Source organism: Bacillus sp. BC08, assembly GCF_054326875.1.
Genome location: NZ_JBTGPA010000028.1, coordinates 161,464 through 181,066 on the forward strand (window position 1 = coordinate 161,464; position 19,603 = coordinate 181,066).

At 34.7% G+C, this 19,603-nt stretch carries 17 protein-coding genes; 3 read left to right on the plus strand and 14 right to left on the minus strand.

Annotated elements, in window-relative coordinates; all coding sequences use genetic code 11:
- Positions 1–26 precede the first annotated feature (26 nt).
- Positions 27–1,424: a MocR-like pyridoxine biosynthesis transcription factor PdxR gene (pdxR, locus tag ACXVYO_RS09405; RefSeq protein WP_458466813.1), complete on the minus strand. Its 1,398-nt coding sequence runs from the start codon at positions 1,422–1,424 to the stop codon at positions 27–29.
- 120 nt (positions 1,425–1,544) lie between these two features.
- Between pdxR and ACXVYO_RS09410 the strand changes: the two genes are divergently transcribed.
- Together ACXVYO_RS09410 and ACXVYO_RS09415 are read left to right on the plus strand one after the other, a co-directional pair.
- On the plus strand, positions 1,545–2,471 hold the full coding sequence (locus ACXVYO_RS09410; RefSeq protein ID WP_458466814.1) for a DMT family transporter: 927 nt from the start codon (positions 1,545–1,547) through the stop codon (positions 2,469–2,471).
- A 115-nt stretch (positions 2,472–2,586) separates the two neighbouring features.
- The gene (locus tag ACXVYO_RS09415) at positions 2,587–3,111 is read left to right on the plus strand and encodes a DUF4871 domain-containing protein (protein ID WP_458466815.1); all 525 of its coding nucleotides are present in this window, start codon (positions 2,587–2,589) and stop codon (positions 3,109–3,111) included.
- A gap of 294 nt (positions 3,112–3,405) precedes the next feature.
- Here ACXVYO_RS09415 and ACXVYO_RS09420 read toward each other — a convergent pair whose 3' ends face one another.
- The 13 genes from ACXVYO_RS09420 to ACXVYO_RS09480 all read right to left on the minus strand — a co-directional run bounded on the left by ACXVYO_RS09420 (position 3,406) and on the right by ACXVYO_RS09480 (position 18,020).
- Positions 3,406–4,605 (minus strand): NAD(P)-dependent malic enzyme, encoded by a 1,200-nt coding sequence (locus ACXVYO_RS09420; protein WP_242242631.1) that lies wholly within the window; start codon positions 4,603–4,605, stop codon positions 3,406–3,408.
- A 59-nt stretch (positions 4,606–4,664) separates the two neighbouring features.
- Entirely contained in the window at positions 4,665–6,011 is a 1,347-nt protein-coding gene (locus tag ACXVYO_RS09425; RefSeq protein ID WP_073517335.1) for a 2-hydroxycarboxylate transporter family protein, read from the minus strand.
- Positions 6,012–6,133: 122 nt separating this feature from the next.
- On the minus strand, positions 6,134–6,841 hold the full coding sequence (locus ACXVYO_RS09430) for a response regulator (RefSeq protein WP_458466816.1): 708 nt from the start codon (positions 6,839–6,841) through the stop codon (positions 6,134–6,136).
- Entirely contained in the window at positions 6,838–8,442 is a 1,605-nt protein-coding gene (locus tag ACXVYO_RS09435; RefSeq protein ID WP_458466817.1) for a sensor histidine kinase, read from the minus strand. Before ACXVYO_RS09435 ends, ACXVYO_RS09430 begins: the two co-directional genes overlap by 4 nt.
- 78 nt (positions 8,443–8,520) lie before the next feature.
- Complete coding sequence (locus ACXVYO_RS09440) at positions 8,521–10,503, minus strand: methyl-accepting chemotaxis protein (protein WP_458466818.1); 1,983 nt, start codon at positions 10,501–10,503, stop codon at positions 8,521–8,523.
- A gap of 234 nt (positions 10,504–10,737) precedes the next feature.
- Positions 10,738–11,484: a C39 family peptidase gene (locus ACXVYO_RS09445; RefSeq protein ID WP_458466819.1), complete on the minus strand. Its 747-nt coding sequence runs from the start codon at positions 11,482–11,484 to the stop codon at positions 10,738–10,740.
- A gap of 13 nt (positions 11,485–11,497) precedes the next feature.
- Positions 11,498–12,319, minus strand: coding sequence for a transporter (locus ACXVYO_RS09450; protein ID WP_458466820.1), 822 nt, complete (start codon positions 12,317–12,319; stop codon positions 11,498–11,500).
- A gap of 206 nt (positions 12,320–12,525) precedes the next feature.
- Positions 12,526–13,776: a sensor histidine kinase gene (locus ACXVYO_RS09455; RefSeq protein WP_458466821.1), complete on the minus strand. Its 1,251-nt coding sequence runs from the start codon at positions 13,774–13,776 to the stop codon at positions 12,526–12,528.
- Positions 13,773–14,444 carry a response regulator transcription factor gene (locus tag ACXVYO_RS09460; protein ID WP_063261630.1) on the minus strand — a complete coding sequence of 224 codons (672 nt, stop codon included), beginning with the start codon at positions 14,442–14,444 and terminating at the stop codon, positions 13,773–13,775. The genes ACXVYO_RS09455 and ACXVYO_RS09460 overlap by 4 nt, the downstream gene beginning before the upstream one ends.
- Before the next feature lie 192 nt (positions 14,445–14,636).
- A complete protein-coding gene (locus tag ACXVYO_RS09465) occupies positions 14,637–15,341 on the minus strand; it encodes a metallophosphoesterase family protein (RefSeq protein ID WP_458466822.1) in 705 nt (234 codons plus the stop codon).
- 512 nt (positions 15,342–15,853) lie between these two features.
- On the minus strand, positions 15,854–16,726 hold the full coding sequence (locus ACXVYO_RS09470) for an ankyrin repeat domain-containing protein (RefSeq protein ID WP_458466823.1): 873 nt from the start codon (positions 16,724–16,726) through the stop codon (positions 15,854–15,856).
- 404 nt (positions 16,727–17,130) lie between these two features.
- A complete protein-coding gene (locus ACXVYO_RS09475) occupies positions 17,131–17,634 on the minus strand; it encodes a nitrous oxide reductase accessory protein NosL (protein ID WP_458466824.1) in 504 nt (167 codons plus the stop codon).
- A gap of 131 nt (positions 17,635–17,765) precedes the next feature.
- Positions 17,766–18,020, minus strand: coding sequence for a hypothetical protein (locus tag ACXVYO_RS09480; RefSeq protein ID WP_458466825.1), 255 nt, complete (start codon positions 18,018–18,020; stop codon positions 17,766–17,768).
- Between the two features lie 253 nt (positions 18,021–18,273).
- Between ACXVYO_RS09480 and ACXVYO_RS09485 the strand changes: the two genes are divergently transcribed.
- Positions 18,274–19,578 (plus strand): CitMHS family transporter, encoded by a 1,305-nt coding sequence (locus ACXVYO_RS09485; protein WP_063261633.1) that lies wholly within the window; start codon positions 18,274–18,276, stop codon positions 19,576–19,578.
- Positions 19,579–19,603: the final 25 nt, after the last annotated feature.

The following is a 19,603-nucleotide window of genomic DNA, read 5'->3' on the forward strand; positions in this document are numbered from 1 at the left end:
CATCCTCATGCTTGGAGGATGTTTTTTTACTTTCTTGTATACCATGCCTTATGTAGTAGTTGAATCGCTTTCGCAATTTCTTCTTCTGACAAAATCGCAAACCCAAGTAAAACTACATTTTCAGGTGCAGTACCGTCTTTATAGTACGTAGAAACAGGATATATTTTAATACTATATTTTGCAGCTTCTTTAATTAACTCTTCTTCTCGCATTCCATTATGCACTTGTAATAAAATGTGTAATCCAGAATCTTCTCCTATCACTTCAACACGATTAGAGAAATACTTCTCTATTTCAAAAACAAGTCGATCCCTCTTTTTCCGGTAGACGACACGCATTTTATGAATATGTTTTTCCCAATAGCCTTCATTTAAAAACCTTCTAATCACTTCTTGGTCCATTCTCGAAACACTTTGCGTATAAAACAAATATTCCTTTTGATATTTTTCAATTAAATTCTTCGGTAATACTATATAGCTCATCCGTAATGAGGGTAACAAAGCCTTTGATAGCGTCCCCATATAAATAACTTTCCCATCTGTATCTAATCCTTGTAGTGCCGGAATTGGCTTTCCTGAATAGCGAAATTCACTATCGTAATCATCTTCAATAATATATCTATCTTCTTTCTTCGCCCATTGTAAAAGCTGTGTCCTTCTCGTAATAGGCATAATCATTCCAAATGGGAATTGATGAGAAGGCGTTACAAATACAACATTTGCATCGCTATTTTCTAAATCTGCCATACAAATTCCGTCCCTATCTAAAGACAACATTTGAACCTTCTTTTCTCCTTGTTCAAAAACAACCATTTTCCTATGATAACCTGGGTTTTCAACTGCATACTTACTTCCCTTCAACAATTGAAAAAGTAACTTCACTAATATTTGTGTTCCTGCCCCTAATACGATTTGGCTAGCTGAACAACGCACACCTCTAGATTCATACAAATAGTTCGCAATTTCCTCCCTTAAGCTCAATTCCCCTTGAGGATGTCCAAGAAAAAGCAACTCATTATTATGTGGCTGCCATACATCATTTATAAGCTTGCGGTACATAGTGAACGGAAAAGTATTCTTATCAACTCCTGTTTGGGTGAAATCAAATTTATAGTTCTCCTCCCGAAACGGTACTTCTTCTACTTTCTCTTCGCTTTCTTCTACATAAATCATTTGTTCAACTTTACATACAAAATAACCTTTTCTCGATACCGACTCAATATAGCCTTCGGCAAGTAATTGTTCGTAAGCCGCTTCTACTGTATTCTTACTCACTTGTAAATAGCTCGCCAGCTTTCTTTTTGCAGGTAATTTTGTAAAAGCCGGAATCGTTCCATCTTTAATTTCTTTTTTTATATACTCATACAATTGCACGTACAATGCCTTTTTACTATTCGTATTCAAATTAGGCGTTAATTCTAACATAACATCTGACCCCTTAATAAAACTGAAATCTGATACTTTTTACAGTACCAGAATTTATATATAATTCCTTTTATCATGTCACACATAAAAAATCAAATACTCGAGAGGAGATGCATGATCATGAACAACAATAGACGGATTGGACTCATTATGATTATTACAGGAGCTACCTTATGGGGATTATCTGGCCCAATGATTCAGTGGCTATTTCAACATACTAACGTATCATCAATTGATTTTTTGACGATACGCTTGCTGCTTGCGGGAATATTTATTTTATCTTTCTTACTTATAAAAAAACAAAACATATTTCAAATTTGGAAACACCCTAAACATTCTATACAACTTATTATTTTCTCTATTCTCGGCATGCTCGGTGCACAATACGCCTTTATCGAAACAGTTCATATTAGTAATGCGGTTACAGCCACTTTATTTCAGTTTCTTGGTCCTGTTCTTATTACCATTTATGTCGCATTTGAACAACGAAAATTCCCTGCTTCTCTGCAAATACTCGCAATTATAACAGCACTAACAGGAACGTACTTTATTATTACAAACGGTTCAATTGAAAATATTGTCTTATCGAAAGAAGCCATTATTTTCGGCCTATTAACAGCAATTGGATTTGCATTTTATACCCTTCATCCAGCTTCTCTTATTAAAGAATGCGGAACAACTGTAGTAATTGGCTGGGGGATGTTAATCGGCGGTATTGCCCTGCTTATTTGTAATCGCTCGTTTGAATGGAGTCAGCTTTCACAAACTTTCACACCAAAAACTTTTTCTATGCTTATTCTTATCATCATAAGTGGCACCCTTTCTTTCCTTCTTTATATCGGTAGTCTGAAATATTTAGCAGCAACAGAAACAAGCATTTTATCTAGCATTGAACCACTTGTAGCTGCCATTGTTTCAATCGCTTGGCTAAATGAATCCTTTGGAGCATATCAATTACTAGGCGGCGTATGTATCGTTCTTTCTGTTATTTTCTTAACCATGCCGCAAAAAGAACGAGAACCAACCTTTACAACTGAGCAAATATAGAAAATGTCAAAAGAGGTCGTACAAAACTTACGACCTCTTTTGACGCTTTAAAGGAATTGTCCCGCTTTCTAGCAAATACAATTACACTAACAATAAAAATTAGGAGTGTGACACCATGAAAAAAATCGGAACCATGTTACTTTTCTCCTTTCTCATCGTTGGATGCACACAAGGGCAACTTGATTCAGAAGTACCTAAAAAAGAAGCCATCGCAACGTCATCCACTCAAGTTAATGCACCTTCCTTTTTTCATCTTAGCGTTTTAAAAGATGTAAATTGGGAAGAAACACCCTCCTTCATACAAGAAAAAATACCTTTAAAAGGCATCGAAGAAAAAGTCGCAATGGCTGATAAACCTATTATCGCAAATGAACAAAATGAAATAATGTGGTACTTTTTAGATCCTGAAATGCCAACTGGAAAACTATCTATTATCGCACTAAAACAAGGATCAGTAACCCCAACACCCGTACTCTTTCAAGAAGAAAATTCTAAACCAACTTGGACTACTTCAAATACAATTGATTCTACTACAACCGAACTCCCACTCACTATGTCGCTACCTTCATCTGGATTATGGGTATTAAACATATATATAAATGAAAAATATTATGAGCAATTCGTAATCACCGCTAAGTAAAGTGACAAAAACAAACCACTTTCTTACAACAATGTAATTTCTACGTCATGTACTTCGATAGCTGAAGTATCTCTCTTCTCTTATACTTAAAGTAAGAAATGCAACGAGGAGAGATGAGAGATGAAAAAAGTGATAGAAGTGATCGTAGCAGTAACTGAGGTTTTAGTAAATGGTAAACAAGTTGCAATGGAATTAAATAAATAGTGAAGAAACATAAATAATTCTACACTTCTTCATTATTTTGATTTCTTATCTCAAAAAAGCAGTGCCTTTTTAGGCACTGCTTTTTTGCTATTAATAACTTGGTATTGTCGTAATTTGCGCCACGCCTGAATCAATAGCTGCCTTCGCTACTGCTTCCGCAACACTTGGAACAACTCTTTTATCTAACGGATTCGGGATTACATAATTCGCATTACGTTCTTCGTCCGTAATGATGTTAGCGATCCCATATGCTGCCGCTAATTTCATCTCTTCTGTAATATCCGTCGCGCGCACATCTAACGCACCACGGAATATCCCTGGGAACGCCAATACATTATTTACTTGATTCGCATAATCCGAGCGCCCGGTTCCTACTACAGCTGCCCCAGCCTCTAATGCATCCTCTGGGAAGATTTCTGGAATTGGATTCGCCATAGCAAACACAATTGCTTTCTCATTCATCGTTTGTACAAGTTCTTTCGTTAATACGTTAGGAGCAGATACGCCAATAAAAATATCAGCTTGATGAATCGCTTCTTTTAACGTTCCACGCACATATTCTCGATTTGTCTTTTTAGAAACTTCAATTTGTGCTTCGTTCATCCATGATTCACCTTCACAAACAATACCTTCTAAGCTAACTAACGTAATGCGCTTTGCACCAGCCTTTAATAATAATTTTCCAATTGCAATTCCTGCCGAACCCGCACCGTTAATAACAATTTTTACATTATCCATTTGTTTGCTAACAACTTTTAATGCATTAATAACAGCTGCCAAGACGACAATAGCGGTTCCATGTTGATCATCATGGAATACAGGAATATTTGTTTCTGCTTTTAATCGCTTTTCAATCTCAAAACAACGTGGTGCCGCAATATCTTCTAAGTTAATTCCTGCAAACGTAGGCTCTAAATTTTTCACAAGGGTAACGATTTCATCCACATCAGTCGTACCTAAACATAACGGGAAAGCATCTACATTCGCAAACTTCTTAAATAAAATGCTCTTCCCTTCCATAACAGGCATAGCTGCTTTCGGTCCAATATTCCCTAAACCAAGTACCGCTGTTCCATCTGAAACAACTGCCACCATATTACCGCGTGCCGTATAGTCATACACTGTTTCTTCATCCGCCGCAATTGCTTTGCAAGACTCCGCTACACCTGGTGTATATGTCAGGCTTAAATCATCCGCTGAATTTACTTCTACTTTACTTGTAATTTCAATTTTCCCTACTAATTCTTTATGCAGTAACAATGATCTTTCATTAATTTGATTCTCTAACATACTTATAATCTCCCCTTAATTTGACAAGCTAGCTATATGAATATAGCTAGCTTGTTTGATCATGAAAACATTTTTAATAAAATTGTCGCTGTTACAACCATTGCTGCCCCGCCTAAACGTGTTGAAATTTGCGCAAACGGCATTAATTCCATACGATTTGAAGCTGATAAAATAGCAACATCTCCAGTTCCGCCTAAACCACTATGACATCCTGTTACAATTGCTGATTCAACTGGATACATTTTCATCACTTTCCCTACAAGAAAACCTGATGCTACCATTGTAAGAACAACTGATGCGCACACAACAACATATCCTACTGAAAGAACTGCTGCTACGTCTTTTAGCGGAATATATAGCAACCCTAATCCGACCATTAACGGCCAAGTTAAATTCTTCGAAATAAATTTATATAAATGGAATGCCCCTTGCTCCATTTTTGCTGGCATTAATTTAAAATATTTCACAAGTGCTGCTGAAAAAATCATAATGATTGCTCCAGGAATACCGATGAACTTAGAAGCAAATCCTCCAAAGATGAAGAACGTACACGCAATTAATAAACCTGCTCCCATTAATGAGAAGTCAATTGGCTTCTCTGTATTTTGTTCTTTTAATAACTCTGCTTGATTATCTGTTTTCACTAATACACCGTTACCACTAAGTTCCGGCTTCTTCTCACCTAAACGCTTCATATACCCTGCACTCACGATTGCGAACATATTTCCAATAATAGCCGCTGGAATAAGCTGCGATACAAACGTTGCTGATGATTCATTTAAAATATCACTATACGCTAATGATAATGGTAAAATCCCTTCCCCGATACCACCACTCACAATTGGTACGATGATAAAGAAGAATGTTTGCTTCATTTCAAATCCAAATAGTGAACCGACCAATAATCCTACTGCTACAGAAGCTAATGTCCCTACTACTAAGGGAATAAACATACGAACGAAACCTTGTACTAACACTTTACGGTTCATTCCTAAAATACTTCCGACTACTAAACAAGAAATATATAAATATAAAAAGTTCGATTTTTTCATTAACATAGTCGCAGCTTCCATTGAAGCTGGATTCATCCAGTTAAAAAATACAAGTAATGATGGAATAAATAACGAAAGTATTGCTGGACCACCGATATTTTTTAAAATTGGAATTCTCATCCCAATGTCGCCTAAGAAAATACCCATGATCATAATAACTGCAAATCCACCAATCATATCTGCTGGCAATTTATTATATACAGATGCCCCATAAATAATAGCAGCCAATACTACATATAACGGTAAAGGTATAACACCGATTTTTACATTCATAATTTTAGAAGCGAACGATTCTCTTTGTGCTTCATTTCCTTCAGGAAATGATACCGCTTCCACATTCTTTTGAATTCCCATATGGCACCCCCTTGTTTTCTTAATAACAATATTAAAACGCTTTCAATAGTAAAAATAGTTTTTGTAAGTTTTGTAATTGATTTTGTAATTAAAAAAAGTATAAGCGACTTATAATAAGTCGCTTATACGTAAAACTCTATTTTATTTTGGTCAATACATCTTAATTTACTCACTGGTCTTCCCACATTTTGATACACCATTTCGTTTTCTAATACTCCAATTTCAGTCAAAAACATTACATACTTTCGAATAGAAACTCTTGAAACTCCTACTAATTGTGCCATCTCGTCTGTTGTAAATGCTCGTCCATTCAACGACTCGATCTTCTGCCAAATTAATTGCATCGTTTGCTTCGTTAATCCTTTCGGAAGCTCTTTAGTGACAGTAGGCTCTTTTTTTTCTTTTTGCAAAATTAACGAATCTAATTCGGATTGACTAATTTTTTGTTGTTCTTTCATGAAAATAAGTTTTTCTCGATATATAGTTAATGCCTTTTTAAATCGTTCAAATGTAAATGGTTTAATTAAATAATCTACTACGCCATATTGTAATGCTTTTTTAATACTCCCCATATCATGTACAGCTGAAATCATTATAATATCGATTTCTTTTTCTTGGTTCCGAATATACATTAAAAGCTCAAATCCAGTCTCTTCAGGCATAAAAATATCAAGTAATACTAAATCTACTCGTGATTTCTCTAATACTTCTATCGCCGATTTTACGGAGTTAACTGCTTGAACAAGTTCAAACCCTCCTACTTGCTCTAAATAATGCGTATTTAACATTGCTACCATCGGGTCATCTTCTACAATTAAAACTTTAATCATATTTGCCTCTCATCCCTACCTTTAGGTATTTCAATTGTTATCGTTGTTCCCTTTCCTACTAATGAATGCATATGAATTTCCCCATTTATTCGCTGTATACTTTCTTTTACAAGATACAAACCATAACCACGGTTATCTCCCTTTGTGGAATAACCTTTCGTAAATAATGCCCCTATTTCTTCTTCTGGTATACCTTTCCCCGTATCTTGTACTGTAATGATTAATGTATCACCATATTGTATCTCAAGTTCAACTTGCTTCTTTTCACAATTCGTCACTGCCTCTAATGCATTATCAATTAAATTTCCGACAATCGTAATTAGTTCATGAATAATACTTTCATCATCTATTTCCGGCATGTAAGAGTCTTCACTTATGATTAATTTTATATTTTTCTCTCTAGCATAGCTAAGTTTCCCAAGTAAAAAACCAGCAAATACTGGACTTTTTACTCTTTCCATAACCCCACCAATTTCATATTGATGCTCTGATACCATACCGCTTATATACTTCTGCAATTCTTCATACTGCTTCATGTGTGTAAGCCCTAATACGACATGCATTTTATTCATAAATTCATGCGATTGTGCCCGTAATGCTTCCGCATATAGTCTAATACCAGTTAATTCTTCTGCTAATTTTCTAATCTCTGTTTTATCACGAAATGTTGCAATCGCACCAACTATTTCTCCTTTTACATATAAAGGAACACGATTCGTTACAATCGTAATTCCATAAATATTTTGTTCTTCGTTTAATTGCACCTCTCCCGTTTGTAATACTTCTTTTATACGTGAATTAGGCATATACAACTCAACATCTTTATCAATAAAATCTTCTTCAAGACCACTTTTCTTAAACAATCGTTTTGCCTCATTATTTATTAAAGTCACATTGGCCTCTTTATCTACAGCAATAATACCTTCCTTTACAGATTGTAGCATCGTATTTCTTTCTTCAAGAATTTTCGCTATCCTGTGAGGTTCAAGACCAAATAAACTTTTCTTTATATGTCTAGCTAGTAATATTGCTCCTATAATTCCGACTAGTACTCCAACTCCAACTCCAATATAAATGATATGTCTACTTTCCTTAACTCTCTCTTTTACATTATCTGCTGAAATACCAACAGCCACTGCTCCAAGTTGTTCACCTGTTTCAGAAAATACAGGTACAAATACTCGCATTGAAATACCTAAAGTTCCTTCTGCCAGCGATACATGTTCCTTTCCTTTCAATGCAGGCCCTTCATCTCCTCCAATAAAATGATGACCTATTTTTTGAGGATTTGGATGTGATTTTCTTATTCCATTCATGTCCATAACTACAATAAATTGAACACCTGTGTTTTTTAATATTCTATTTGTATACGTTTGGATTGCAGAAGTATCTGCTTTCCCAGTCAAACCATCGATTACAATCGAATCATTCGCCACAATGTGTGCAATTGTTTTTGCTTTCTCTGCTTGGCTATCCTCCGTCGTCCGTTCTACATTATGACTAATTAATATATCTGTCACAAGTAAAGAAAAAATTACAACTGTACAAACTAACAATGTAATCGTTTTCCATAAATTCCATAGTCTTTTTCTTTTTTTCATCCCGTTAATGACTCCCCTAATTACTAAATAGAAAAATAAGTAAGGTGATATTATTTTCACCTTACTTATCTGCTGTTATTATACTTTAAATTTACTAGTCATCGCTTGTAGTTCTTCAGCCATCTCAGCTAAATTTTGCGAAGCTGAACTAATTTCTTCCATTGAATTCATTTGTTCTTCTGTTGAAGCAGCAACACTTTGCATACTAGCTGTATTTTCTTCTGCAGCCGCTGCAATTTCATCAATAGCATTTGTCACTTCATTTGCATCTCCAGCAATTCTCTTCGTTGTTTCTACCATTTGATTCACTTGAGAAACAATATGTGTAGTAGAACTTAAAATTTCCGTAAAACTCACTTTCGTTTTTGTTACAACATCAAGGCCTTGTTGAACTTCCCCATTCACATTATCCATCGCCTTAACTGTATGTTCAATATCAGCCTTAATTTCTGCAATTAAATTTGCAATCTCTCCAGATGATTCTCCTGATTGCTCCGCTAATTTTCTAACCTCATCTGCTACAATAGCAAACCCTCGGCCCTGTTCACCTGCTCTTGCTGCTTCAATAGCCGCATTTAAAGCTAATAAGTTCGTTTGAGTAGCGATGTTTTGAATTGCCTCAGAAATAGCTCCTACCTGCTTTGATTTCTCATCAAGAAGTTTAATAATAGCATCTGACTCGGATACCGATCTAGAAATAGACTGCATTTGTTTTGCTGTTTGTTCAACCAATTCTTCTCCTTCTTCAGCTCTTTCTTTCGCATGTAATGAGGAGATAGAAATTGATTCCGCGCTTCCATTTACATCTTGAACTGCTGTATTTACTTGTTGTAATGTAGCCGCACCTTCTTCAACACCTTGACTTTGTGATTCAGCCCCACCTGATACTTGTTCCATTGCAATTGTAATTTGATCTGTCGCATCATTTGCTTGCTGTACGCTCGCTGTTAACTCTTCAGCCGATGCAGCAACATGTTCTGCTGAAAAACTAATTTGAGTAATCACATCTTGTAAAGAGGCAGACATTTCATTGAAGGAATCCCCTAATTTCCCTATGTCATCCTTGGAATGGATTGTAATTTTCTCTGTCAAATCTCCCTTACTAATTTTATGTGCCGAGTCAGCTATTTTTCTTAATGGTCTCGTAATAGACTGTGTAATGAAATAAATTAATACACTACCAAATACAGTAGCGATAGCTATGACAATAAAAGTCTTATAAAATACTGGATTCGCAGCTTGGGTAATTTCTTCGTCGAACATAACTCCTACTACTTTCCATCCTGTTTTCTCATTTGTTGCAAATATTAAATTCTTTTTATCATCTTGTTCTGTATAAGACACATTTCCTTGTTTATCTTCATAAATTGGTTTAATCCAAGGATCAGTAACTTTTGCACCTGGTTTTCTAGATGGATGACTAACAATTTGCTTATTTTGATCTAAAATAACTGCATAACCTTTTTCACCAATATTAATCATTTTGGAAATTTTTAAGATGTTATCTAAATTTAAGTTAATTCCTATAACACCTTTACCATCTTTTACTTCTTTAGCAATTGTCACTACCATATTTTTGGTAGATGCTGATTGATATGGTGCAGTAACAATTACTTTTCCTTTATTTTCATGCGCCTCTTTATACCAAGATCTATCTGTTGGATTATACCCATCAGCCATTTGGATAAATGGTTCTCTTATAAACTTTCCCGTCTGCGTTCCAATATAAATGCCTTCTACTTCTGGATGAAGTTTTATATATTGTGCTAACTTCGTTCTTACTATTTCTTCTTGCCCGTTTGGATATGTATCCTCTGTTAAGATGTCTGCAAAGTATGCTGCATCAACAAATTTCTCTTCTATATTTTGAGAAATAACAGTATTTAAAATCGAAATGTTTTCCTTTGCTTTACCTGTGATTTGTTGTTCAAAATTTGTTTTGGCAGTTTGATATGAAACACCACCGATAATAAGTCCTGGTATAGTTAAAATAAGAAAGAATGAAATGATTAATTTTTTCTTGATACTCATACATTTAACCCAGTTAAATATTTTTTGCATAATAAGCCTCCTTTATGTAATGTGAATACTTGTGTAATTTTATACAACAAACATATATAAAACAATATATAATGATAACATGTAATTTTTTCGTCAATTATGCATTTTTACATATTCACTACTTCTAAAGATTTAATCATAAAAAATAAGAGAACTTCAGCTTATATAATAAGCTGAAGTTCTCTTATTTCTTAACAAAAACTCCTCTTACAATTCCTTACATCTCTTTCCTTACTAATTGCTTTTCACATAACTAATCGCCTGACTCCCCATTTGCATCCAGGCCTTTTCAAAGTTTTCTCTCGGTACTTTTACATCTAAACTATCACTTAGAGGATCTCGAATATATACAAATTCTTCATCATATCCAATCAGTACTACACAATGTTCATTATACGTAATAGAAACATCTCCACTATTTGTCTCCCATGTAGTAAATTCATCTTCATCTAATGGCGCAAATGTTGCATTTGTAATCATAACTACCGGTTGTCCTGATTTTACACTCTTATACGTTTCTTCTATACTCTTCCCTGTTAAGTCTACAGATTTATTAGGCAAATATTTTTTCGCTAATTGAAAGAGTGGCTCATGATATACACCATATCCAGATTCAGAAAAGGTATAAATATTTCCTACAAATCCTTCATTCGGATTTCCACGAACACCATCGTTCATAAAATCAACTTTCTTTATTTCATTTGCTAATTTCATCTTATCCACTGTAATGCCTGCGTATTGTAACATCATCGCTAAGCTCGTTACTTCGCACCCTCTATCTAGCTCTGGTAATTGCTGAATTAAAGGTACATTTGATATGATAACCTTTTCATTATTCTTACTAAACTCCGCTTCTTTTCCGCTTTGTATATTGAAGAACGTTAACTTCTCCACATACTTTGTAATTCCATTTGTATATACATTCCATACTGCTATAGCTAGTAATACCATACATATATACCACTTCCATCTCCTTATCACTCTCACGCCCTTTTTAGTTCGTTAAATACGAATAAAACGCGTCAGCATCCGTGCGAATCACCGGTACAAAATTTAGTTCTTTGCCTTGTTCAGGCTGATCTTTTTTTATTTTTTCGGCTAATTCTTGAACGTTCATACTCGTTTTATCCATATTAAGCTCATCTGCCATTTGTAATACTTTTTGTTCATTAATTTCTTTTAATACTTGATATATATCTTTACCATACAAATCAATATGATATTTTTTTGCTTCTTCCTGTACTTTTTGTTCATACACTTCTTGTGCTAACGTTTCCATCTCTTTTCCTTTTTGGGAAATACCTAACTTCCCTGCTTCCTCTCTTACTTTCGTTCCATAGATTTCTTCCTCAATGTCCTCTATTTCTTTTCCATTTGTCGAAATGCCTAATTTATCCGCTTCATCGTTAATTTTAATCGTATTAATTTGATTAATTAAATTTATAATCGTTGTATTCTCTATAGATATGCCTAGCTTTAATGCTTCTTGCTTTATTTTTGTTTCATAGATTTCTTCTGAAAGAGTTCCAACATCTTTTCCTTCAATCGAAATTCCTAACTGTTCTGCTTCCCTTCCTACTTCTGTTTCATGGATTTCTTTTTCTAGCGTAATTTGTTCTTTCCCTTCCGTTTCAATCCCTAGATTTTCCGCCTTTTCTTCTGTATGCACCGCATGTATCTGCCCATTGTTTAATTGTTCTTTGCTGCGCTGCTTGTAATCTGTCTTCCCTTTTGATGTTTCAGAAGGAGAGGCACCCCCTAATATACTTAAACTCATTACTCCAATAGTGAATACCGTCATCATTTTCTTTTTCAAAATTTATTCCTCCCTCTTACACTCTCTTTTCCATCATTCCCTATACATAATCGAAATAACATTCTGATTGATATAATCTGCTCAAATATCTTTTTATAATCACTTCTTCATAGGGCGAACTTTCTGTATATAATACATGTTAAAAATAGTTTCTTAACTTTCCCTTAAAAAAAGACGACCTTGTAAAAACAAGATCGTCTTCTCACTTATATTCTTTGGTTTTTAGGAAGAATCACTTCAAAGCAAGTACCCTCTCCACATTGGCTCTCTACTGATATTTTCCCATAATGCTTTTCTACAATCCAGTTCGCGATTGAAAGGCCTAATCCCGCTCCTTCTGACGCACTTCTCGCTTTATTTCCTTGATAAAAACGATTAAATAGTTTTGGGATGTCCTCATCTTTTACTCCTATCCCATCATCTTTCACTCGTATACGAATCGTACTGTTCGTTTGCGTACAATCGATTTGAATATGACCACCTTCATTCGTATACTTCATCGCATTATCTAACAATATGACCATCATTTGATGGATTCGCTCTCTATCACCCATAAATGATATGCCATGCTCTACTTTCAATATCATCTCTTTTTCTTGATAGGAAGCAATCTCTTTATATGGATCTACTATTTCTTCTAACAATGTATCCATTTCAAATGTTTTCTTATCCATCTCAATTTGATTAGAATCCGAACGTGCTAACAATAATAAATTAGCTACAAGCTTAGATAACCTTCTACACTCCTTTGAAATCGTAGAAATATCCATCGCTTTTTCTTCTATTGTCGCAGATGGTGACTGAAATAACACATCCGTTTTGGATTGAATAACCGCAAGTGGTGTCCTTAATTCATGTGATGCATCCGAAACGAACTGCTGCTGTTTCTCCCATGAATTTTGAATGGGTACGAGTGCCCTGCCAGCTAAGAAAAAGCCAATTCCTATTGCACATAAACTTCCTACGCTACAACCTATCACAAGAATTAAAAATAAAGTATTTAACATTTCTTTTTCAGCTGTTATATCCCTTACAATTTGAACTATTTTTGTATCTTGTTGAAATGCAAACGTTCTAAAATATTGCCCTTGCACTTCTATATCTTGCAAAGCTCCTAACTTCTTTGGAGAAAACTTTTCCAAATTATCTTCAAAGATAAAACGGCGTTTGCCGTTTTCAATACCTATCTCCACTGTGTTTCCAAGCCAAGTTAACTCCATTATCCTTGGATCCCCAATTGGAGGATATCCCCTAATTTTTTTAGGTAGTTTTTTATCATCTGCATTCTTTCTATGCTGAACGGATTTTCCTATCGATTTATCTACTTCATTATAAATACGATTATATGTGTACGAATAAATAATACTACCTAATACGCCTATCAAAATGATAAATACTAATGAATTCAATATAGTCAATCGAATACGTGTCTTCTGAAACATACTTCCCTTTTTCATTGTTCTTTTAATATATATCCAATACCTCGAACGGTTTGAATATCTTTCTGATAACCGAATGGCTCTAATTTTTTACGTAAATGATGTACATACACTTCTACAATTGCTACTGTCGTATCTGAATCAAATCCCCAAACACGATCAAAAATTTGTTCACGCATTAAAATCTTTCCGCTATTTTGAACAAGGTACTCTAGAAGCTCATATTGTTTTAATGTTAGCTTAATACCTTGTCCATCTACTTGAACATCTTTATCTTTTCCGAACAGTTCAATCCCTTTATAACGAATGGTCTGCTTTGTTGTTAAACTACCACTTCGTCGTAACAAAGCACGAATTCTTGCTTTTAACTCTGGAGCCTGAAACGGCTTAACGATATAGTCATCCCCGCCAAAATCCAACCCTTTCACTCGATCTTCTAAAGAATCTCTCGCTGTCAAAAATAGGACTGGTGTTTCAATCTTTTCATCACGTATTTTTTGAATCACTTCAAAACCATCCATTTCTGGCATCATCACATCAAGTAAAATGGCATCATATATATTTTGTAACGCTAGAAATAATCCATCTTCTCCATTCAATGCTGTATCTACTTCAAATTCATCGCGTAATATTTGGACAATAGACTCTAATAAAGAAGCATTATCTTCTACTACGAGTAAGCGCATATTCTCACCTTCCACCATGTTATTCAATTCTATTTATAATTACATTTCTTCTCTTCTCTTCATAACGAAAGAATGTAGTCACATTATGTAATTTCATTTTTAACTATTTCTTTTTGAAGTTTTATTATAAAAGCATTGTCTTAAAATTAGCTTAATAAAAAGTTGAAAGAAATAAGATTCCTCTTATCTCTTTCAACTTTTTACTACGTATACCTCTTTACTCGGCAATTCTAAACAATTTAGCTGACCACCATACACAGCTCCACCATCAATTCCAATAATACGATTACTACCAAAATATACTCCGCAATCCTCACTACCATGAAGCGTTTTCGTTTCCGTATGACCAAATACAACAACCTTTTCACCACTATACCCACTATGAAACTCATTGCGGATCCACATTAACGTGTATGGTTCAGATTCAGAAACTTGTTTCATTGGTTCAACACCAGCATGTACAAATATATACTCTTCTGTTTCAATGTAATGATCTAATTCTTGAATAAATTTTACGTGTTCATCTAATACACGAGATTGTAACATCGGTTTTTGGAAATCTCCCTCATTAACCACAATATCTTCTTCTACAAATCCATAACTATATAAAGTCTGATCTCCACCATTTCTTTTTACCCAATGGTTCCATGAACGTTCCTCATTTGTCGTTAGCGCCTTAATCATCATATCTTCATGATTTCCTTTTAAAACAAAGGCACCTTCTTCTTTTAAATCTTTTACCTTTTCGATTACAGCACGCGCATTTGGACCACGATCCACATAATCTCCCAGTAAAATTAATTGATCCTGTTTTGCATCGTATTGAGCTTCTTCCAGTAACTGTTCGAACTTTTCTATTTCTCCATGAATATCACTAATAACAAGAATTCTTTTCATATTATCCCCTTCTTTCTAAACCACTCTCTTTATAATTATAGTTCAAAACGACAGAAATTTCCGAAATCATATTCAGAATCACTTTTATTACAAACAAAGCAATTATCCTTACAACAATGTAAGTCTCTTGTCATTCAATTCGATAGTTGCAATTGCTATATTTCCTTATACTAAAAGTAAGAAGTGAAACAAAAAACAAGGAGAGATGAGAAATGAAAAAAGTGATGGAAGTTGTAGTAGCGGTGGCAGAGGTTTTCGTAAACGGCAAACAAGTCGCAATGGAGTTAAACAAATAATGAAAAGGACAAGATTCATTCTAGACCCTTTACTCATATAAACGAGATAAGACTTCTTCATTTTTTTGATCCCTTATCTCCTTGTAAAAAAGCCGTATCCTTTTGGGATACGGTTTTCTTTACAAACAAAAATCCCATTCAAATACACATTACTGAATCCATCATACGAAATGACTTCTTCATTCTGTCTATCTAAATGGGATTGTTTCATACTTGTTATTCCACCGGCTGTGGTTGTGGCTGTACGACTTCATTCGCTCCAGCTATCCTCAACATATTTGCAATATCTTTAAAACCTCTTTTTTCAGCATATTGCAGTGGCGTAACATTTTCCTTATTGGCCATATTTACATCTGCCCCGTGGTCAATAAGCATTTGAATTACTTTCTTATGATTTTCACTACCATTTCCTAATACGATTGCTTCTACTAAAGCCGTTCCACCACGAGCATTTCTATAATTCACATCAATATCTGTATGCTCTAATAACTCTTTTACGACCTCTACATGGCCACGTTCAGATGCAGAAATGAGTGCTGTTCCACCCGATTTAGTAATTTCTTTCGTATTAACCCCTGCATTAATTAGTAGCTTTACAATGTCTGTATAGCCTTCTCTACTTGCATAAAGAAATGGATTACTTTGTTTCTCATCTTTACTTTCAATATTAGCCCCCGCACCAATTAATGCTTTAACTGTCTCTACATGGTTTTGATACGTTGCTGCAAGGATAGGTGTTTCTCCGTTGTCACCTTCTACGTTTATATTGGCTCCATCTTGAATCAGCTTCATAGCTGTTTCTGTGTCTCCAAGAGTCGCAGAAAGTAGCAACTGTTTGTCCATTAAATTTATACTTTTTTCTTCTTTAGGTTCTTCCTGTTCTTTATGCTTTTCTTTTTTCTTTTCGTTTTTCACATGAACCGGTTTCGATTCTGGCTCCTCTTGCTTATCGCAAGCCACTACCGTCATTAAAAGTCCTAATAACATACATAATAAAATTTTTTGTTTTCTCACAACTACAGCTCCTATGAAAGATAATGTTTTCTTAACCATTCCTCCATCACATACAATAACTCTTCTTGAGTACATTTATCCATAAGCCCTTTATATTCCTTCTTTAATCGGATTATCTAAACTTATACCTAAGTTTCTCAACCTATATTAGCGCAGCAATTAGTTTAGCACGATTTTACTGCATTTGTATACATTTCTACAAAGTACATAAAGTGAAACTTTAATCAGTGGGAGGGTTCACCCCACTGATTATTAGTTGAACCAATCGGGTATTTACGGGCTGTTGATCTCCCACCTAACTTCTTTGCTCCTGCCTAATTTTGAGGTGGGAGTTTTACTGCCCGTTAATACGGGGTAAATGATTGCTTTAGGTTACTATATTCCATTGTAACCGTTCTTCTAAAAATTTTACACCTTTTCTATATTTGCACCTGAGTAATAATAGAAAAAGACAACTATATAGTTGTCTTTTTCTATTATTAATGATGCCCACCGTGATTTCCCGTTTTCGGTTTCCCCATCATCTCTTTATTCATTTCCCATTTATGCTCTGCTAGCTCTTTATATGAAAGAACTTTTCCTTTATAGTTAGACACAAAATTCTCTGCATCCTTTTTACTTTCAAATGAAATGACATTATAAGCCATCGGTGTCGTTATTGTTTTATCATATACGTAAGTCGCATCTTCTAATGGAATCCACTCTTTCGAATCATAATCGCGAACAAATTTTTCTTTCGTCTTTTCTCCTGGATTAATCTCCATCCATTTATACATACAACCGATATCATCAAACTTTAACGCTTTTCCATTTTCTAAAATAACTTCTGTTGCAAATTGATTATCCATTACCCCAATTTGGCAAATATCACATTTATCATGTTTCTCATCAATTGCCACAGCCTCTACTTGTTTCTTACCACATCCTACTATTGTAAAGACAAAACATAAGCATATAGCAAGCATCACATACTTTGTTCTCATTTTATTTCCTCCCTAACCTTATCTTCCACTAGGAGAATATCAAAAACTTGTGTGAGATTTGTGAAAAAACGATGTGTCTTTTGTAATATATGGAACAAAAAAGATGTGTAGTCATATCTACACATCTCTCATCATTCACAACCTGTAATTAATAAATCATCTTCTAACTTAACTAATAATGTATCTGTATTAATTTGCTGTCCAACAACTACATTTACTAACCTTATATTTCCACTGATACCGATCGCAATTTTTTCAAGTTCACCGTTATTTTTTCGGATCATCATTAATTTTTCCCACTCATATACGTAAGAAGATTCTTTAACAAAAATCTCTTCTACTTTTCCTTCATAAGAACTATAAATCTCTTCCATTCTCGTTTTCATATAAAATCTACTCCCTATTTCACACTTCAATATTTTCATCTTATTCTACCATTCTTACGGAGAGCAGCTTACTTTTTAAAAATTCAAATTAACTCCTGTGAACAAAATGACCAAAATAAAAATTATGCTTCTAATGATGTTATTTTTCAAATTATTTACCATTTGAATGATTGATTTTATGATAAACAAAAAACATTTTATCTGAATTTTCATTACATTTTGAAAGCGTAATCATTTTCGAGGGGGAGATTACATGTTAGCACTACTTGGATTTGCGATGGTATTTGTCTTTATGTTTTTAATTATGACGAAACGTATGTCGGCACTAGTAGCATTAATATTAATTCCAATTACTTTCGCATTAATTGGCGGTTTTTATGCAAATATGGGACCTATGATGTTAGAAGGGATTCAAAAACTAGCGCCTACTGGTATTATGCTTATGTTTGCTATTTTGTATTTTGGAATTATGATTGATAGTGGTTTATTCGATCCTGTAATTAGTAGGATTTTGAAATTTGTAAAAGGAGATCCTTTAAAAATTGTTGTTGGTACAGCAATTCTTACTATTATCGTTTCATTAGATGGGGATGGAACAACAACGTATATGATTACTGTTTCTGCAATGTACCCACTATATAAACGCCTTGGAATGAATCCACTTATATTAGCTGGGGTTGTTATGTTGGGGGCAGGAGTAACAAATCTTACACCGTGGGGCGGACCGACGGCTCGGGTTATGAGTGCTCTTGGACTAGACGCATCAGAACTCTTTACACCACTTATACCAGGAATGATCGCTGGTGCAATTTGGGTCGTTTTCGTTGCTTACTATCTTGGCAAAAAAGAAAGAAAACGTTTAGGCATTATGAATGTACAATATTTAAAACAAATGCAAACGATGGATGAGCAAGCTGCCACAGTAGAAGCTGCCGTTCATAAACGCCCTAAGCTTCTATGGATTAACTTTTTATTAACTGTTACCTTGCTTGTTTGCCTTATACTAGAAGTTATGCCGTTACCTGTTTTATTTACAATTGCTTTCGCGATTGCTGTTATGCTTAACTATCCGAACTTAGAACAACAGAAAGAACGTATTGCTTCTCACGCAGGAAACGTATTAGCGGTTGTTTCTCTCGTATTTGCCGCTGGAATTTTCACTGGTATTTTATCAGGAACAAAAATGGTAGATGCAATGGCTCAAAGTGTAGTCACTCTTATACCAGACGCTCTTGGACCACAACTACCAATTATTACAGCTCTTCTTAGTATGCCGTTCACATTTTTCATGTCTAATGATGCATTTTACTTCGGCGTATTACCTATTTTAACGAAAGCTGCCGCTGCTTACGGAATTAGTGCAGCCGAAATGGGACGTGCTTCTTTACTTGGTCAACCTGTTCACTTATTAAGCCCTCTTGTCGCATCCACTTATTTATTAGTCGGAATGGCCAAAGTTGATTTTGGTGAACATCAACGCTTCACTTTATTGTGGGCCGTTGGAACGACAATGGTGATGTTGATTACTGGAATTGTAATTGGGATTATTCCAATATAAGATAAAAAAACAGTGGAGGACACAT